The organism is Vibrio neonatus, assembly GCF_024346975.1.
Lineage (GTDB): Bacteria > Pseudomonadota > Gammaproteobacteria > Enterobacterales > Vibrionaceae > Vibrio > Vibrio neonatus.
Map to the genome: position 1 here is coordinate 815,997 of NZ_AP024885.1, position 17,456 is coordinate 833,452.

General features: G+C 41.2%; 11 protein-coding genes. 6 read left to right on the forward strand and 5 right to left on the reverse strand.

What is annotated here, in order from left to right; genetic code table 11:
- Positions 1 to 148: 148 nt before the first annotated feature.
- Together OCU38_RS03885 and OCU38_RS17060 are read left to right on the forward strand one after the other, a co-directional pair.
- Positions 149 to 751 carry a hypothetical protein gene (locus OCU38_RS03885; protein ID WP_152821714.1) on the forward strand — a complete coding sequence of 201 codons (603 nt, stop codon included), beginning with the start codon at positions 149 to 151 and terminating at the stop codon, positions 749 to 751.
- 465 nt (positions 752 to 1,216) lie between these two features.
- Positions 1,217 to 3,076, forward strand: a complete 1,860-nt coding sequence (locus OCU38_RS17060; RefSeq protein WP_315972559.1) for a polysaccharide lyase family 7 protein — start codon at positions 1,217 to 1,219, stop codon at positions 3,074 to 3,076.
- 254 nt (positions 3,077 to 3,330) lie between these two features.
- On the opposite strand, the gene OCU38_RS03900 is transcribed toward OCU38_RS17060, so the two are convergent.
- A complete protein-coding gene (locus tag OCU38_RS03900; protein WP_261823818.1) occupies positions 3,331 to 3,996 on the reverse strand; it encodes an outer membrane protein in 666 nt (221 codons plus the stop codon).
- Positions 3,997 to 4,347: 351 nt separating this feature from the next.
- Here OCU38_RS03900 and OCU38_RS03905 point away from each other — a divergent pair, with 351 nt between their 5' ends.
- On the forward strand, positions 4,348 to 5,079 hold the full coding sequence (locus tag OCU38_RS03905) for a DUF1499 domain-containing protein (RefSeq protein WP_261823819.1): 732 nt from the start codon (positions 4,348 to 4,350) through the stop codon (positions 5,077 to 5,079).
- A 100-nt stretch (positions 5,080 to 5,179) separates the two neighbouring features.
- Here OCU38_RS03905 and OCU38_RS03910 read toward each other — a convergent pair whose 3' ends face one another.
- On the reverse strand, positions 5,180 to 6,358 hold the full coding sequence (locus OCU38_RS03910) for an MFS transporter (protein WP_261823820.1): 1,179 nt from the start codon (positions 6,356 to 6,358) through the stop codon (positions 5,180 to 5,182).
- 169 nt (positions 6,359 to 6,527) lie between these two features.
- Between OCU38_RS03910 and OCU38_RS03915 the strand changes: the two genes are divergently transcribed.
- The 3 genes from OCU38_RS03915 (at position 6,528) to OCU38_RS03925 (ending at position 10,076) form a co-directional block, all read left to right on the forward strand.
- Complete coding sequence (locus tag OCU38_RS03915) at positions 6,528 to 7,409, forward strand: LysR family transcriptional regulator (protein ID WP_261823821.1); 882 nt, start codon at positions 6,528 to 6,530, stop codon at positions 7,407 to 7,409.
- Positions 7,410 to 7,860: 451 nt separating this feature from the next.
- Positions 7,861 to 9,072, forward strand: a complete 1,212-nt coding sequence (gene manA, locus OCU38_RS03920) for a mannose-6-phosphate isomerase, class I (protein ID WP_261823822.1) — start codon at positions 7,861 to 7,863, stop codon at positions 9,070 to 9,072.
- Between the two features lie 158 nt (positions 9,073 to 9,230).
- Entirely contained in the window at positions 9,231 to 10,076 is an 846-nt protein-coding gene (locus OCU38_RS03925; protein ID WP_261823823.1) for an REP-associated tyrosine transposase, read from the forward strand.
- Between the two features lie 263 nt (positions 10,077 to 10,339).
- On the opposite strand, the gene OCU38_RS03930 is transcribed toward OCU38_RS03925, so the two are convergent.
- The 3 genes from OCU38_RS03930 to OCU38_RS03940 are packed head-to-tail and all read right to left on the reverse strand — an operon-like array spanning position 10,340 to position 17,030.
- Positions 10,340 to 10,729 (reverse strand): hypothetical protein, encoded by a 390-nt coding sequence (locus OCU38_RS03930; RefSeq protein WP_261823824.1) that lies wholly within the window; start codon positions 10,727 to 10,729, stop codon positions 10,340 to 10,342.
- 1 nt (position 10,730) lies between these two features.
- Positions 10,731 to 12,950, reverse strand: a complete 2,220-nt coding sequence (locus OCU38_RS03935) for a S8 family serine peptidase (RefSeq protein ID WP_261823825.1) — start codon at positions 12,948 to 12,950, stop codon at positions 10,731 to 10,733.
- Between the two features lie 12 nt (positions 12,951 to 12,962).
- Positions 12,963 to 17,030, reverse strand: a complete 4,068-nt coding sequence (locus OCU38_RS03940) for a zinc metalloprotease (RefSeq protein ID WP_261823826.1) — start codon at positions 17,028 to 17,030, stop codon at positions 12,963 to 12,965.
- Positions 17,031 to 17,456 lie beyond the last annotated feature (426 nt).

Genomic DNA, 17,456 nt, shown 5'->3' on the forward strand with positions numbered 1-17,456 from the left:
CCTCTTTGATGCTTCAAAAGTCCCTAAAATAGATATCTCACACTTTTATTCTGTTCATTGGAATAGTGATTCAGTTCGAATATGCGGGTATGCATGCTCTTCAATTGGAGCGATCGAACGAATAGCGAGAACTAAAATAGGGAAGAATGTGATAATTAAGAACATAATAAAAATTACAGCAGTAGCGCTATGCGTTTCTTTTTCGGTACATGCTGAAACATCAAGCAGTGTAAGAACCCTTGGTCATAAAAATAAAATTGATCATGAAAAAATGGTTCAACTCGGTGTCGGCCTTGGGCACTCATCTTATTCTGATGGCTTTGCTTTGAATGTCTATGCACAACGCAATACTCGAAATAGTATTGGTTGGCGCGGACAGTTGGGCTTTAGCGGTGGTGTTGAAGATACGAAAAACTACAGCAATATAATGGATAAGCCCTTTGGTTGGCATCAACGTACACCAGGAAATGATGTTAATAGTGCGATTACGCTTTCTATTGCTCCAACCTATACATTAGATATGTCACAACCTATTAGTGTTTGGGTTGGGCCTGAATATGCGTATACCAAAAAATACCTCTCGTATCACTCAGATTATTCAATGGGTGATTATTTCTTAGAGGGTGAAACCCATTCATTGTTTGGCGTTGCTGCCGGTATTAATGCCACCACATCAAGTGGTTGGAACCTTGGTATCGCTTATTCATCGACAACCAAAGCGGTGTTTAGTGATATAGGGACAACCTTTTAGAAACTAGGAAGATTAATAGACTTCGATGTTTTTATATTAAAAAAACCAGCTATAAAAGCTCATAGAGTATTCAATACTGTATGAGCTTTTTTGTTAGACCTGCCTTTTTTTCCCTATCAACCACGTGCATCAAATTTTTGCTGTTTTTTAACTACCTTGCTGGGTAAAAATAGCTACAAATAAGCTAAAAATACCCAAGAATTTATATCTATTTATTGAGTGCTATCTGTATGTCATTGAACTAAATAGTATTTTTCCGTGTGATCTCTGTAGCATTTATTTACATTTAGTTACGTTTTTATTATTGATTATGACTTGGTTAAAAGTTTTTGCACTCTGTGTAGGAGTATAAAGCGGGGGTCGATAACATTTGTATTAAAATATGATTAGCACCGAGCGGAGCAATAAAACAAGATGTTTATCATATGGTTATCGCGTCTTTATAATGTATTAAGGATAATAATCATGAGTTACAAAACAAAAGTAAGATATATTACCGTTGCGGTTGCTGCCGCACTGTCCCTATCTGTAATGTCTACGGCAAATGCTGCTTCAATTGACATTAACAATGCTGGCTTTGAAAATGGCTTCTCTCATTGGAGTGATACGGATCCATCGGCAATTTCTGGGGATGCACACAGCGGTAAAAAATCGGCTAAAATCACTGGCTCTCACGGTATGTTCCAGCAACAAGTTACTGTACAGCGTAATCACAATTATGAACTGACGGCTTATATTCAAGGGGACGGTGAAGTGGGTGTTATCGTCAATGGACACCACTATTCAAGCACCAGCAGTAGTCATCACGATTATAAAAAAGTGACCGTGCCGTTTAATTCTGGTTCAGCGAACAAGGTAACTGTTTTCGGTGCGTATCATAATGATGAAGGCCGTTTTGACGATTTCAGTCTTACTGAGGTTAGCACTTCAACAGCACTTCAACACTCTACTCAGCAGCCTAGCCAACAAAAGGCAACGCCTACTTCTTCTCAGCACGCACAGCATAATGCTCACTCACAACAGCAGCAGTTATTGTTGATCCAATCGGCGATGGACGATGGCAGCAATGACGGTCACTCTCCAAAAAATACCATTGACGGTGATACTTCTGGTGATTCCCGCTGGTCTTCTGAGGGGGTAGGCAAGAGCATTACTTATGATCTAGGTCAGCAAGAACAAGTGCAAAAAGTGGCAATTAAATGGTTTAAAGGCGACTCTCGTAGCTCATATTTCCATATTGATACTTCTAAAGATAATCACCATTGGACTCCTGTGCTTGAAGGTGGCATGTCATCAGGTGATAGCTCTGGCTATGAGAATGTCGACGTTGATGATAGCAACGCTCGTTATGTCCGTATTACTGGTGAAGGTAACTCTGATAGCTCAGAATGGAACTCAATTGTTGAGACCAAAATCTATGGCGTAGAGACTCATGCGGTATCAGGGCCGAAACAGCATGTGGATAATTCGATTGCCGCTTCATTGCTGACTCCTGCCAATACCATTAAGCAAGCAAGCCACAATCACGCCGAGCAATCTCATCAATCGCAACAAGCACAACACGCGAGCCACAGCGTAGCGGCAGGTAATGCTCAGTACCCATCTGATCTTATGGGCAATTACAAACAATGGAAAATTACCTTCCCAACGGGCGCTGAGCAGAAACAGCTTTATCATGTGACCAATGAGTATTTCCACGTCAATGATCAAGGCAATGGTATCGTATTTAAGGCGCCAATCCGTCACAACAACGGTACAACACCGAATACACACAACATCCGTTCTGAACTAAGAGAACGTACAGTCGACGGTAGCTCAGATATTTTTTGGACTACGGAAGGTACTCATGTTGTCTATTCAAAACAAGCCATTACCCACTTACCGATAGTGAAAAATGAGCTAGTCGCAACTCAAATTCATGGTGACAAAACCGCCGGTATCGATGATGCCATGGTCATGCGTCTTGAAGGTCAGCACCTATTCTTATCTTTCAACGGCGGTAAATTGCATCATGACGTCACCATTGAAAACAATTACAAACTAGGTACTGAACAAGAAGTTATCTTTAAAGTGGTTGATGGTAAACACTACGTCTACTACAGCGAAGACGGCAACTTGCAACAAGCCTACGAAAACGGCAACGCCGATAAATACTTAGTAAAAGACGGCGCAAATGACTACGTGATGAACCGTAGTTACAAAGATGCTTATTTCAAAATCGGTAACTACACCCAATCCAACGCCAAATCTGAAGGGGACTACACCGACAACCCTAAAGACTATGGTGAAGTCGTAGTCTACGACTTCTGGGCAAGCCACGAGTAATCCAATCATTTAAAATCAAAGGCTGGCACTATCGTCAGCCTTCTTAACCTCACTTGCGGGGTCAGGTCTTGAAATTTGCACGGCACGATGAATTACAGAGAGGGGGTCAGGTCTTGAAATTTGCATGACACTATCAATTGCAGGATTTTTCAGAGAAACCAGTTGGGACAGGTCGTTGATCGAGAATATTTGAATTAGAAGGGAGTAAAGCAAGGTGAATGATCTACATCCACCTTTTATATAGGGATTATTTGTTAGAAGCGGTAACCAACACCTGCATACAGGGTTGCGATAGACCAATCATAGTCTTCTTCGATCAGTGGACCTGAGTTATCTGTAGTTTCCATGCTTGCAATATCGCCTTCAACACCGGTTCTAAACAATACGTTACCGTGGTTTTCGCCAAGATCTAAAGCATATTCAACACCAGCACCAATGTGGATGCCGCCATGTTCATTAATATTTTTAAATGGAGGTTGATCTGTTTCACTTGAATGGAAATCAATGTAAGAGATACCAATTTTAGCAAATGGACGTAAGCCATTGTGGAATGAATACCCTAAGTTAGCTGAAACAGAAAAGGATTCAGGAGCAAATACCTGCTCTGAGCCAATAGAGTGATCATTGGTACTTAGATTGATACGGCCATAGTCCATGTAAGTTGCTTCAACGCCTACAATGCGGTTAATTTGATAACCCATGCTATAAGTTTTTGTTGAACCTTTAGTTTTAAATTCCGAATCAAAAGTTGGGTCTTGAAGATTTTTTTGATCGTTCAAATCATCGATATAACCACCGTCATCAATACCAGTTGTACCCACAGCGCCTAGCACATAAAAGCCTGAAGGATCAGAGCTTGCAAAAGCTGAAGATGAAAGTAGCGCAATGCCACACAAAGCAACTAGATTATATTTTTTCACATTAAATCCAAATAAAGAGTAATAACTTAATGGAACCTATCATATTAGATATTACTAAATGTAAGTGCAGTGTAAGCATTATTCCCATTAATCCATAGCTAGCAAATAGTGTATCGATGTAAGTAGTTTAGCTACAGATGTGGGTTCTATAACTTATTGATATTAAAGGTTAGTTGTAGTGATTGGTGTGTTTTAGAACACTGTTACTCTTATGTGCCTAAGAATCAAATATTCGCACAACGACAAAAATCATTATGCGCTGACATTCATTTGAGACATGTTAATATGCACATATATGATTAGCGCTTAGCATTTCAATTTACTTTGCTTATACATTTTAAGGACAAAATAATGAGTCATCGTTCATCTCGCATAGGAACATTATTAATTGCCATCTCACTGGTTGCGGTATTGATTATCGCGATAATGATGTTTGGTGCTCGATTAGGTTTGTGGGAGCCTATAGTCGGTTTTGGCTATATTCGACGTTACATGAATCCCATCGGCTATTTTGTAGTGGGATTAAGTGTATTAGGTGTGATTTATCAGGTAATAGCGCGCAACAAAGTGGGCGTAGTTAAAGGCGTAATTACCAGTGGAATAGGGCTGGCTATATTGGCTCCTATGATTTACAGCACAGTCAATCCATCACCAAGAGGTCCGGCGATTAACGACATCACCACCAACACCGAAAACCCTCCGCAATTTTTAGTACTCGATGATACTCGCGCAGGAGCGAAAACATCTTTGGTTTATGGCGGAGAAAAAGTAGCCAAAATACAAAGAAAGGCTTACCCACATATCGCGCCATTACAAACAAATCTTTCAGCAGAAGATGCCTATAGCAAAGCGCTTAATATCGCAAAAACTAAAGGATGGGAAATAGTGGCGCAAGATGCAAAAGCGTTCCGTTTTGAAGCTGTAGCCAGTACATCGGTGTACGCATTTAAAGACGATGTGGTGGTGGTCATCACACCAAAAGGCAATAAAAGCCAACTAGATATGAGAAGTGTTTCTCGCATCGGCCGCAGTGATCGCGGAGTCAACGCCGCCCGCATCACCGATTTTATGCAAAACTTTTAATACGGGATATTGCGGGGTCAGGTCTTGAAATTTGCACTATATAGAACGATGCAATTTTTAAGACCTGATACTTGTATCCACTTGCTTTAGGTAGTTTTTTTTAAGCGGTTTGAGCTACAGCGACTTGTTGATCTAGTCGCCCACTTAATCGGGTAAGAGCCAATGCCACAAGGACAACCAAAGCGCCAACCCAAGGTGTGTTCATTAGTTCAGATTGTTTGACAATCAAGCCTCCACCCCATGCACCTAGTGCAATACCAAGGTTAAAAGCTGCGATGTTAAGACCTGAAGCGACATCAACTGCGTCAGGTGTGTATTTTTCTGCCAGTTTTACGGCATACACTTGTAAAGCTGGAACGTTGCCAAAGGCGAAAGCGCCCCAAATCAAGATGGTGATTACCGCAGTAACAGGGTTAATCGCAGTAAAACTAAATGCAATCAGTACAACGGCAAGGCCTGAGAAAATAACAGTCAGTGCTTTGACAGGACCCATTTTATCTGACATTTTTCCGCCCCAGATATTGCCAATCGCCACCGATACGCCGTATACCAACATGATCAAGCTAATCGCTTTTGCGTGGAACCCAGAAACTTGCTCTAGAATTGGCGCTAAAAAAGTAAAAGCTATAAATGTGCCGCCATAGCCAAGGGCGGTAATGGCATAAACAAGCAGCAATCTAGGTTGTGTTAACACCGTAAGTTGCGCCGAAAGTTTCGCGATAGATGGCTGTTTTAAATTGTTTGGCACTAAAAATGCGCTACTGACTAACGCCACAGCGCCCAATAATGCAACGGTCAAAAAGGTCGCTTGCCAGCCAAAGGTTTGTCCAATATAGGTGCCTAGAGGTACGCCGGTCACTAAAGCCACGGTTAAGCCTGTGAACATAATGGCAATGGCACTGGCGGCTTTTTCTTTAGCGACTAAGCTGGTGGCGATGGTTGAGCCAATAGAGAAAAATACGCCGTGAGCCAAGCCCGTTAAAATACGAGCAAGGATTAAGGTGCCGTATGTGGGTGCTTGCCAAGCGAGCACGTTCCCGAGCACAAATAAAGACATGACGAAAAGTAGTACATGTTTACGATTCCACTTACCCGTCAATGCGGTAAGCACTGGAGCACCAATGGCAACTCCTAGAGCATAAAGGCTGACTAACAGTCCAGCTGACGGCAATGAAACATGTAAATCGGCGGCCATAGTTGGGATAAGTCCAACGATGACAAATTCGGTGGTGCCGATGGCAAAGGCGCTCAGCGTTAATGCAAGTAGTGCTAAAGGCATGATTGTTCCCATTCGTGTGTGATTGTATGTTTAGGACCGACGTCTATTTGGCTCGGCCTTGTTTTGATGGGAAGGATTATGTCGGAACTGATAATTGTGAAAAATAGCAACTTTAACAAAAAACTTTTGCTATAAATAAAGGTAATAACAAAAAGCTTGAGAATACAAAATGTTAACTCGTTCGGATGATTTAGACATCTTACTCGCTGTTGTGGATTGCGGAGGCTTCTCGGCTGCAGCCGTTGCGTTAGATATTCAAGTGGCGAGGGTATCAAGAGCGGTCAATAAAATCGAAAAACAGCTGAACGTTACGGTTTTGCATCGCACCACACGACGAGTAGAACTCACTGATGAAGGCCGTCAATTTATTGATGCGATACGTGTTGGTCTCACTCAAATTCAGCAAGCCGAAGAAGAGATTATTTTACGCGGTGAATTGCCCAAAGGACGCTTACGAGTGGATGCGGCTAGCCCCTTTGTTTTCCATCAATTGATTCCTTTAATTAAGCCTTTTAATCAAGCGTATCCAGACATAAAACTTGAATTAACGTCCAACGAAGGAATCGTTGATTTATTGGAAAAGAAGACCGACCTTGCTATTCGTATTGGTCAATTAAGTGATTCTACATTGCATGCTAGAGTGCTAGGTAAAAGCCAGCTATTTGTCGTTGCATCTCCAGAATATCTAGCAACGCGGGGCGTACCCAAAACAGTGAGTGAACTGCCAAGTTACGATATTATCGGATTTTCAGGAGTAAAATCCTTAAACGATTGGCCGTTAAAAGGCTTTCAGCCACTTGAGCCTTGTCTGACTTCCAGTAACGGCGAAACAGTGAGGCAACTGGTATTAGCGGGTAATGGCATTGCTTGTTTGTCCGGTTTCATGGTTAAAAAAGACCTTCAACAAGGGCGACTAGTGCAACTTTTAGCATCTGAAACACTGACCAATACCGCACGAGAGCAAGTCAGCGCCGTATTTTACCAATCCTCCTCTGTCTCGAAACGAGTTTCCGCCTTTATCGATTTCATTCAACCTAAACTGACGCTATAGCGGGGTCAGGTCTTGAAATTTGCAGTTTGCTTTACCACTTAATTTAAGTCTTATTATATTAATAATTGTGCTTTTCAGTGATTAATTATATAGATTCATCATGTATTAGTTATATGCATTTATATTGTGTGTCTTGTTTTATATAAAGCCAGTAAAATAAAAATATTGTATTTATGTTCGAAATTTAACTTTTCACATTTAATTATTTACTAGTATTTTAATAATTAAATGACGAAATTAATATTTGTTTTTGATTGCACTCGTCATTTTTGAAAATAAAAGCATGCTACTTATGAAGATAAATAAACAGAGTTAGATCTTGTTTTTTGTCTTCATGGGATATTATTTAGTTTATTTAAATAATATCTCAACTTACATGTAGTTTAATAATACAAATAATAAGATCTAATTCCTGACCCTACACAATAATTAAATGGTCTGGATTAGAATCATGCAACAATATCTATTTAAATTGACAAATATCATTCAAAATTACCCATGGGGAAGTAAGACTTCTATCCATGATCTTTTTGGTTTTGACAATCCTCTGCACGAACCACAAGCCGAAATCTGGATGGGTGCCCATCCGAATGGATGTTCGAAAATAATGCGAAATGGCAAAGAGCTTTTGCTATCGGCCTTTATTGAAACGAATAAGCAAACCATACTTTCCCGTAATACAGCAGAGAAATTTGGTGAGCTGCCGTATCTTTTTAAGGTTCTAGCTGCTGGAAAAGGTCTCTCTATACAAGTGCATCCCAGTAAAGCAGAAGCAGAAGCGGGTTTTGAGCGAGAAAATGTGCAAGGTATTGATATAAAAAGCGCGACACGAAATTATCGAGATCCAAACCACAAGCCTGAATTAGTCTATGCGTTGACTCCTTATCAAGCTATGGATGGATTTCGTGCATTTAATGAGATCATCGATCTATTTTCTGAACTAGTGACTAAGGTTTCGATGCCAAGTGTACAAGCTTTATTAAATGATTTTAAAGTCAATAAAACCGCCGCAGGGATTGAAGCATTTTTCACCGGAATTTTATCATTACAAGGTGAAGGTAAGCGCCAATCTATAGACGCATTGATGAGCTATTGCTCTGCCCATCAGCATTTTGAAATACAAGATGATCTTCCTGCTCTAGTGATTGAACTCTCTCAGGGCTATCCGGGAGACATTGGGTTGTTTGCACCATTTATATTAAATGTTATTACCCTACAACCTGGGGATGCCATGTATTTGGATGCGAGAACGCCACATGCTTATTTGAAGGGAACAGCATTAGAGATTATGGCTAATTCTGATAATGTTCTTCGTGCTGGCTTAACACCTAAAAATATAGATATACAAGAGCTTGCACGCTGTACTTTATTTGAAGAAAAGCCTAGAAATACGTTGTTGTTAACTCCTGAACTTGATGGAAATAAACAGAGTTATCCTGTCCCTGTTCCTGATTTCAAATTTGACTGCTTTATTAAAGCTGAAAATGAAATCGTTGAGGTTAATAGTGCTGAAATTTTATTTGCCATTGATAGTGAAGTTTCTATCACACATACATCAGGTGAAACGATAACCTTACAAAAAGGGGAGTCAGTATTTATTCCCGCATATACGCGATCTTATTTATTAAACTCAAAAGGCAGAATTGCTAGAGCCTTTAATTAAAGTGCGGGGTCAGGTCTTGAGATTTGCATAAATGCAAATCTCAAGACCTGACCCCCAAAAAGCTTCGAGGTAGATCGTAAAATAGAGCCGTTCATTTGTCAGTTTTTGCTGTTTGATACCAGAGTATTTTTACTGTGGGGTTAGAGAGGAATAAACGGATGAGTAGACCACTTCGATTGGAATTTGCAGGAGCCTTGTACCACGTCACCTCGCGTGGCGACCAAAAGCAGGTTATCTACTTTCAAGACAGTGATTTTCAACTATTTCTCAATATATTAAACGATGTCTGTGAAACTTATAATTGGGTTGTGCACGCGTATTGTTTGATGCCTAACCATTATCATTTGTTGCTAGAGACACCTGACGGAAATCTAAGTCGTGGTATGCGTCAGCTAAATGGCGTATTTACCCAAGCCATAAATCGAAAATATGAGCGAGTAGGGCATCTATTTCAAGGGCGCTATAAAGCTATTTTGGTAGAGAAAGAGACTTACTTGACCGAATTGTGCCGTTATATCGTTCTAAATCCTGTGCGTGCAGGGCTAGTGAAAAATATCAATGGGTGGCAATGGTCGAGTTGGCATCACATGTTAAGTAATGTCACTTCGCCTAAATGGCTATCTACCGATGCCTTATTACAGACGTTTTCTATGAATAGAGAAAAAGCTATACAAGCGTATATCAAGTTTGTAGCTAATGGGAATGGCGTAAAGATATGGGAGCACCTGCAGCATCAAGTTTTCCTCGGCAGTAAGAGCTTTGTTGAAGAGCATCAGTATCGACTTCCGGCAAAGCAAGGGGATGTAATGGAAATACCTAGCCATCAAAGGCGAGCTCCGGCAAAGTCCCTGAAACAATATGAGTTACTCTCTAAAACCCAAACAGAAGCAATATGCCAAGCCTATAATTCTGGCGCCTACACCCAAAAACAAATCGGTGATTATTTTGGTGTGCACTATTCCACCGTTAGTCGCACCTTAGCTAAAAGCGGGGTCAGGTCTTGAAATTTGCAGACACTTCTAAAAGCCTTTAACAGAACAGAACAGAACAGAACAGAACAGAACAGAACAGAACAGAACAGAACAGAACAGAACAGAACAGAATGAGAGAGTGCAAATAACAAGACCTGACCCCAAGTAACAAATAACTTCGAGTCAGGTCTTTCTATATGCCAATCAATCACTAGATGCGAGGGTAAGGTGCAATTTACGAAAGCCGAGTTATGACTTAACGTGCAAATTTCAAGACCTGACCCCGCAAGTGTGGGTTATTGGGCGCGGTTTTGTTGTTTGGCGGACAGGCTTACTTGGGTGACGCCCGGTAGGGTTTGCAGGGTTTGCTGCACGTCTAGTAAGTCTTTGTCGCCGGCGTTTATAACCACCATTTTTGTGTCTGAACTGCGGTCAATGGACAGAACCAGTTGAACATCAAGTTGTTTGACGGTATCGAACAGTTCAGAAGCATGAGCACTTTCTACGCTAACGATGATTTCGCCGCTGGTTTGGAAGCTATTGATGCTGCCAACTTCACGGATAGTATCGCCAGTATAGATATGTGAAGTTTGCTCAAAGCCTTTTGCAGTTTGGATTTCGTAGGCTGCGTGTGCAGGACCTGCTAAAAGCAAAGCAACGGCCAGCCATGTTAAATTCAACTTCATCTTAAGCTCCTTTATGTTCAGCGGTTTTTTTCGCATGACCATTTACTTGAATAGACCAACTATGAATAACGCCAGGTACCGCATTGTTTGGCACTGTGATTTTCTTAGCGTTTGTATAGTCAATAGCGCTGGCACTGACGTTTTGGGAGTAGCCTTGATCGTTGGCATCAAAGACTCTTAGCGTCCATTTACCCTGCATATCTTCACCCCAGAAGGTGTTGATAGCAAAAGTGAAATCAAGGCTGTTTATTCTGTTGGCTGGGTTGGTATCAACCAATGGAATACCATTGTATGGGTTTAGCGCGATAGCATGAGTACCACTTGGGGAAATCAACTCAACTTGTAAATCGTTAAGGCGTTCATGATCAATATTCACATGCAGTGAAACCGTTTCAATGATGCCTGAATTATCAACAGCCAATTCATCCTTTATCCCTTTTGCGCTAGCTTCAGGAATGCCTTTATCTATTTTTTTAGACTCGACTTTAGGGAACTTAATGTATCGACCTAGCGTGTCGGCATTATAGGTTTTTGCCAGCGTGATAGCTTTGTCGATATCGACCAGTCCAAAACCATATTTATTGTTGAAGTTAAGCCCTGCGCCGTTAGTCACCCAAGCATATTGCGCAATTAAGTCACCGTCTTTTAATGGCAGTGTTACCGCTTTATCTTGAGGATCTACCTTTTGTGCAGTGCGCGCCAGTATGTCTCGTACATCACGCCATGACAGCGAATCATTTACAGAAAGCATATCTGCGACCGCGCCCGATACTACCGGAGTGGCAGCTGAGGTTCCGTCCATTGAGGCGTTGTAATCACAATGTTGGTTGTCAGCGGTTTGGCCTTGGTCGAATGCTTCAACGAAGGTATTAAATACATTTAAGTTTGAAAAACCAGTGAACTCATTACAGCCAACAATGTCTGTAGTAATGATGCGACCGTAAGGTTTTTCTCCGCCAAGGCCCGAGACAAACATATTCGCGCCAGAGCCTGAATAACTGGCTTGTTTACCTTGTGCTGTTACCGACCCCACAATTGTTAGGTATGGTGAGTTTTGATAAATACTCATCATTGCCCCTCTAAATGGAAGGCCGTGGTTGACCACTGTTGGTTCAGCTTGAGGATCGAATCCAAAGAACTCTATTGGCTTTTTATCAATAGGTTCATAGTACTTAGAGTCTATCCAAGTGTAGCCTTGCTCATTGTTGGCCGAACCTTTGATGTAAATAATGCCTTTACCATCAAAACCTAGCGTTGCTCCTTTGCGGCTTATCTCTGAGCGAATGTTGTCGATAGCACACCAAGGGTCGTTTTCTTTCCCACAAAAACTCAAGGTAGCCCAACTTTCATTGTATACACGAGCGAGCCCATCTAGCGTTGACTCATCAATGATTGGCATGCCGTTTGGAGTGGTGGGTGTTATTTTAGAAAAGCCATGACTGCGAGCAAAATCTAAAACGCTACCATTCACATCAAGATAGTTGAAGCTGATAATTTTTGCTTCTGGGGCAACCCCGCGTCCGCCAATATTGTTCCATCCTTTTTCAGCGATGATGCCGGCTACAGATGTCCCGTGACCACTTTTGATAGGGATATAACTACTGCCATCGGCTAGGTTCATCGAACCCTCACCCACATTTAAGTCAGGGTGACTCAATTGCGCGCCATGATCGACCACCGCGACAGTGACGCCTTTACCAAGATAGCCAGAAGCAACTGCATTACTCATATGAACGTCTGTCTGGCCATCGGCAGCAAGATCATAGTCGGTATAGCTAGTTTGCCCTAAGTTGTGCAGGTGCCACTGCTCTGGATACAAAGGATCGCTATTGATTTGGATAGTGATGGTTTTCTCTACATCGTCTTCTTTGTAGACTAATTTATCACTGGATTTCATTTCTCCTGCCGCAGTTTGCGGTATGTACAGCAACGCGTCATCATCTTGGCGAATAGCGCCGTTTTTTACGCCTTTAGTATCGACTAAAGAGAGCGTATGACCGCTGTTTTCAAAGCGGACTAAACGACCTGCATCAGTGTAAACAACATTATTCGAGTTAGGTTGCAGAGCTTTTATTTGAAACTGTGCCTCTTGCGGCACAGCTTCAAATAGCTGTTTATTGTGCGCGGTTTGCTGTACAGCGCTTGTGCCAGAGCTTTCACCGCCACAACCGGAAAGTAAACCAAGACCTGCTAGGCATACAATAAAAGTGTTCTTTTTCATTAGTCTATTCCCTTAGTCAAGTTCTGGCAGAATGTTAAACAGCACTTGCTTATCGCGTTCTAGTTGCAGTTTAAGGTTTTCACTCATATGAGTATCTGGAATCGGAACCAAGCTTGGGGTATGACTCGCTTTATTCAATTGCCATAGTTTCACAACAGTATTTTGGATCCTTTTTCTTAGTTTTTGAGCTAAGGCATTTTTAGGACCAATGTAGACACTTTTACCAGTATCTGGGTTGTAAACTTCGTTAGATGTCATCCAACTTTGGTCTACTGTGTACTCTTGCTTAACCGTATCGTAAGTGTAAATAGGGCTACCTTGGAACAGAGCTGAATCTTTATGTAGTGACACATATTCGCGCCAGCTTTCGCTGTGGCCATAAGAACCTTGCACACCATCTTCAGTGGCTAAAACCACTTGTTTTAGTAATGCTTTCAGGTAATTAGTTCTTGAAGTCATTCCTTCTTCTGACGCGCTAGAGTACGACAAACCAAAGTGTCTATATAAGTGCTTATTCGATTCTGATTTAGTGACAGGCTCAATGTATTTATTGGCAGGATCGTTGCCTTTGCCATTGAGTAAGTTATAGGTTAGATATTGCTTGATGTAGTTCTCATAGTAGAAACCTGGCGCCGGAGATGCAATATACGGAGCGTATGGCTGGCCTGCTACAATTGCACCTTCATCAGTAACGTCACTATGTTGAATAATATCTTGTACACAAGTGTTGTTTAATGCCGCCTCTGTAGGTATCGCAGTCGAGTAAGACAGAGGTTCTTTTGCTGTACTTGAGTGGAATTGTGCATAATCGGTGTGCATTACCGAGTTACACAAGAACATCTCAATAGTACGTCCCATTTTATGATCGTAATCCACCATCGCTAGGTTAGAGAAGTGGTCCATTGAATCAAGATCAGAGGTACGCAATAGATCTTGCATTAACTCAAGTTTAGTCGGCCATTGTGGCGGAATTTTCTTATATAGGTTTCCGTCTTGAGGGTGAATATCGTTCGGTAAATTGATGCCATTAAGTGGTGTCACTACCGAGGCTGTTGGCGATGGAGTGACTTCAATTCTATAGTTATCGGCTTCAATAGGTACAGGTTGAGACATGCTAAATGCATTGATAACTGCTGGATTATTTTCTACCAATACTTTAAATAACAACGCTTGGTGTTGTTCATCTGTAAAGTTCTTATGCAGATCATTTGATAGCGACATTGGTGACTTGCCACCATCATAAGGGATATGTAAGTCCGTTACTGCGTTATACAAATCATTTAAATTGACATCAGTGGCGTAAACAGGAGTGGATAGATTTACGCTAATCCCCGGTTTTGGTTTCTGATATATTCTTACGCGAGCATCAATATCATTGACGTTCAGCGCCGACAAAGAATACAACAACACCGAATCTAGGCTAAATCTCAATGAGGTACATTGCTCTAGCCCTGTAACTGAGTAAGGTGATGGTTGAGATCTAAAGTTATATGGGCAAGTTTGATCATTTAAATAGTCATCCGCATCATAAATACCGGCTGAGTTGGCTGCGCGTGCAATGTTATGACGAATTTTAACTAAGGCGCTAGTCGAGGTGTAGTAGTCGCCGTTATCAAAGATTTTACCGAGAGCAGAGAGGTCGGATAGACCGTTACCGCCGATACTTTGACTGTAGAAAGCGACATAAACACCATCTAACAATTGGCGACTGATACTTTTGAATGTATTCGCGCCACCAAGATTCATTGCCGAAGACTCAAGCGCAACGTCTGATTTATTACAGTAGAAATCAGTTTCAATATCAGAATCACTACAGAACTGATAGCGAACGCTGTCCATCTTATAAGCTTTTTCAATAGTAGAGATAATACCATTGCCTAACGTTGGTGCTGTCGCTTGTTCTTTTTTCCATGAACTTAGAATGCTGTTATCTCGTGTCTTCACACTAACCCAAGGTCCATCTGTATCAAAGATAGTGTCATCTGACATCTTAGGTTGTATTTCACGCGCATAACCAAAACGCAGTGCTGCTAAATCGTAAGCGCCATAAATATTGTTATAGAAGCTCGAATCCGCCATGTACTCCATTACTGAACTATAACGGGTAATAATTTGCATGGATTTATCACTAATAACACCTAACGCTTTATCAATTTTAGGCTGTACTTTTTTGTAGAATGGCGAGTTCTTAGTGAAGTGATGCGCAATATCCACACTTGAACGGAAGTTATGACGAAGACCGAATGAGTGCCCCAGTTCGTGAGTTAAAATAGCTGAGTAGAACCCATTGCCGGTAATTTCTTGCATAAGCAATTGATTTTTTGGCGATAACTCAGAGAAACTCAGCATGTCTGAATGTCTTGGTTCACCGGTCCATAGATCAGGGTCATCCCAAATCGTTGAGTCTGGCCCATAAATTGGAGATAGGTTTTCAGTCCAGAACGTTTGGATGTATGGAGGTAACTGATCGCCTGTCACTACAGGTGCTTTCGGTACTGGTGGTACATTCATCGATGTAGCTGCATTGACGCCGCTGTCGATATCGTAAGTACCTTCACCTACCATTTTCTTCGCGCCAAACGTTTCTAAGCCATGAAGGGCATTGTAGTACTGGGTTGATTTAGCAAGGTTTGAGCGCTCGGCATCAGATAGCGTTTCATCATCATTGGAAGCGCTATACATGGTATCAGTTGCCGTAGATTGTGAGGTGCTAGTATCGGTCGCACTCATATCACCGCTAGTGAGTTTTGCGCTGATTTCATCAGCATTGAGTTTGCCGTCTAAATATTTAAACGTATCACGAATAGTGTCATAGCGACCTTCCGTACCTGTCTCGCGAGACATTGGCAGGTTCATAACAATATGACTTGCTACGATTTCACCGGTTTGGGTATCGGTAATAGACTCTGTTAGCCCGCTGTAATTAAAGTTATCAGCGAAGTTATCTAGAGTGATGTAGCTGTAGCGTAAGTCGCCAAATCTTTTATCACCTTGCTTTTTAAGAACAATGGTTGGGACGCCAGTTTTCGCTTCTTGAAGCTCAATATTAATGGCTTTAATCGTATTCTTAGCAGAATCTAAATACGGTTTGTTCTCTGGAAGATAGTAATTATTGTCTAAATAATAGGTGATGTTTTTTCTATTTGGATTCCAGCGGTATAGATAGTCATGGTAACGATGACCATTTTGCACTTTGGTTCTATCTCGAACAGAAATATAAGCTAAGTTATCTGTTTCACTATCAAAAAAGCCAAATCGAGCAAAGTCTTCATGGCTATATGGAACAGGGGAGTACTCTTCTTTACTCAAATTATCTTTAGCAACAATCGAGTAAAACTCATGGGTAGAGAAGCTATTGGAGCTAGTACCTGCACCGAATTCACTACCGGCAATATTGCGATAAACAACCTGACAAGAGTTGCTGTTGTTTAGTGTATAGCGTTTTTGCAACTCAAAGTTGATGATGCCATTTTTTAGGTCAATCTCAGAACCATTCCAGCTACCATCGTGCACTAAGGTCGCGCCACCTTGTTGCTGCATACAGTTGTTAAACTGCTGGCCGATACCTTCATTGCCATCAGAGAATTGCTCAACATTGGCTAGATCTGGAATGAAGTAACGTTTTTTATCCCACGATACATCAGCATCGGAATTAACCGTTTCTTTGTTGATACATTTATCGTAGCTGTCTTCCTGACATTTATAGTCAATATAAGTGCCCGGTATAAACAGCACCATCGGCCAATTAGTAATATTACTTTGATTGTCACTCGTATAAATATCGCGAGGAAGTTCTCGCACTTCTATACCGTCTGAGACTAAGTTAATTTTTACCGATGCGTGACGACGAATATCGTAAGCAACCGAATTATTTAGAAAAGACGGTAGTTGAGTTACGGTATGGCTATATATAAACTTAGTGTCATTTAAGCTGCTAATATCAGATGTTGTTACCTGATTAATATCTTTAGCGACTTCTTTATATTCTTCATCTTTCGGGCCGCATCCCACTATTGCTAGCGAACACAACAAAGACACTACAGTTCCTTTGTAGCCCATACTATTCCAGTTTCTATTCATTTATCTATTACTACTATGCCGATGAGTATTAATTTGTAAGAAAATATGTCGAACTTTGCACTATATAGTGCAGATTAAATAGATACAACGGGGTCAGGTCTTGAAATTTGCATATCTATTCATGGGGTCAGGTCTTGAAATTTGCAGGGGCTTTGTATTTTCAGGGCTTTGCGGGGTATTAGCCTATAACGGTCATTGTAGTGCAATCTGATGTTGCAGAATTGGAATTTCAAATTGAAAAGCGGTATTTAAAACTTGAGTTAAGGCTATTGCAATGTCTATATTTTCTATAGATATGTACATAACTATTCACTATTGAGTAAGTGCTTGTATTTTGGTCGTTTTTATATGTGGCTAAAGAGGGGGAAGTTAAGGGTGATGCAAATTTCAAGACCTGACCCCGCAAGTTACTATTTTGTGTAACTA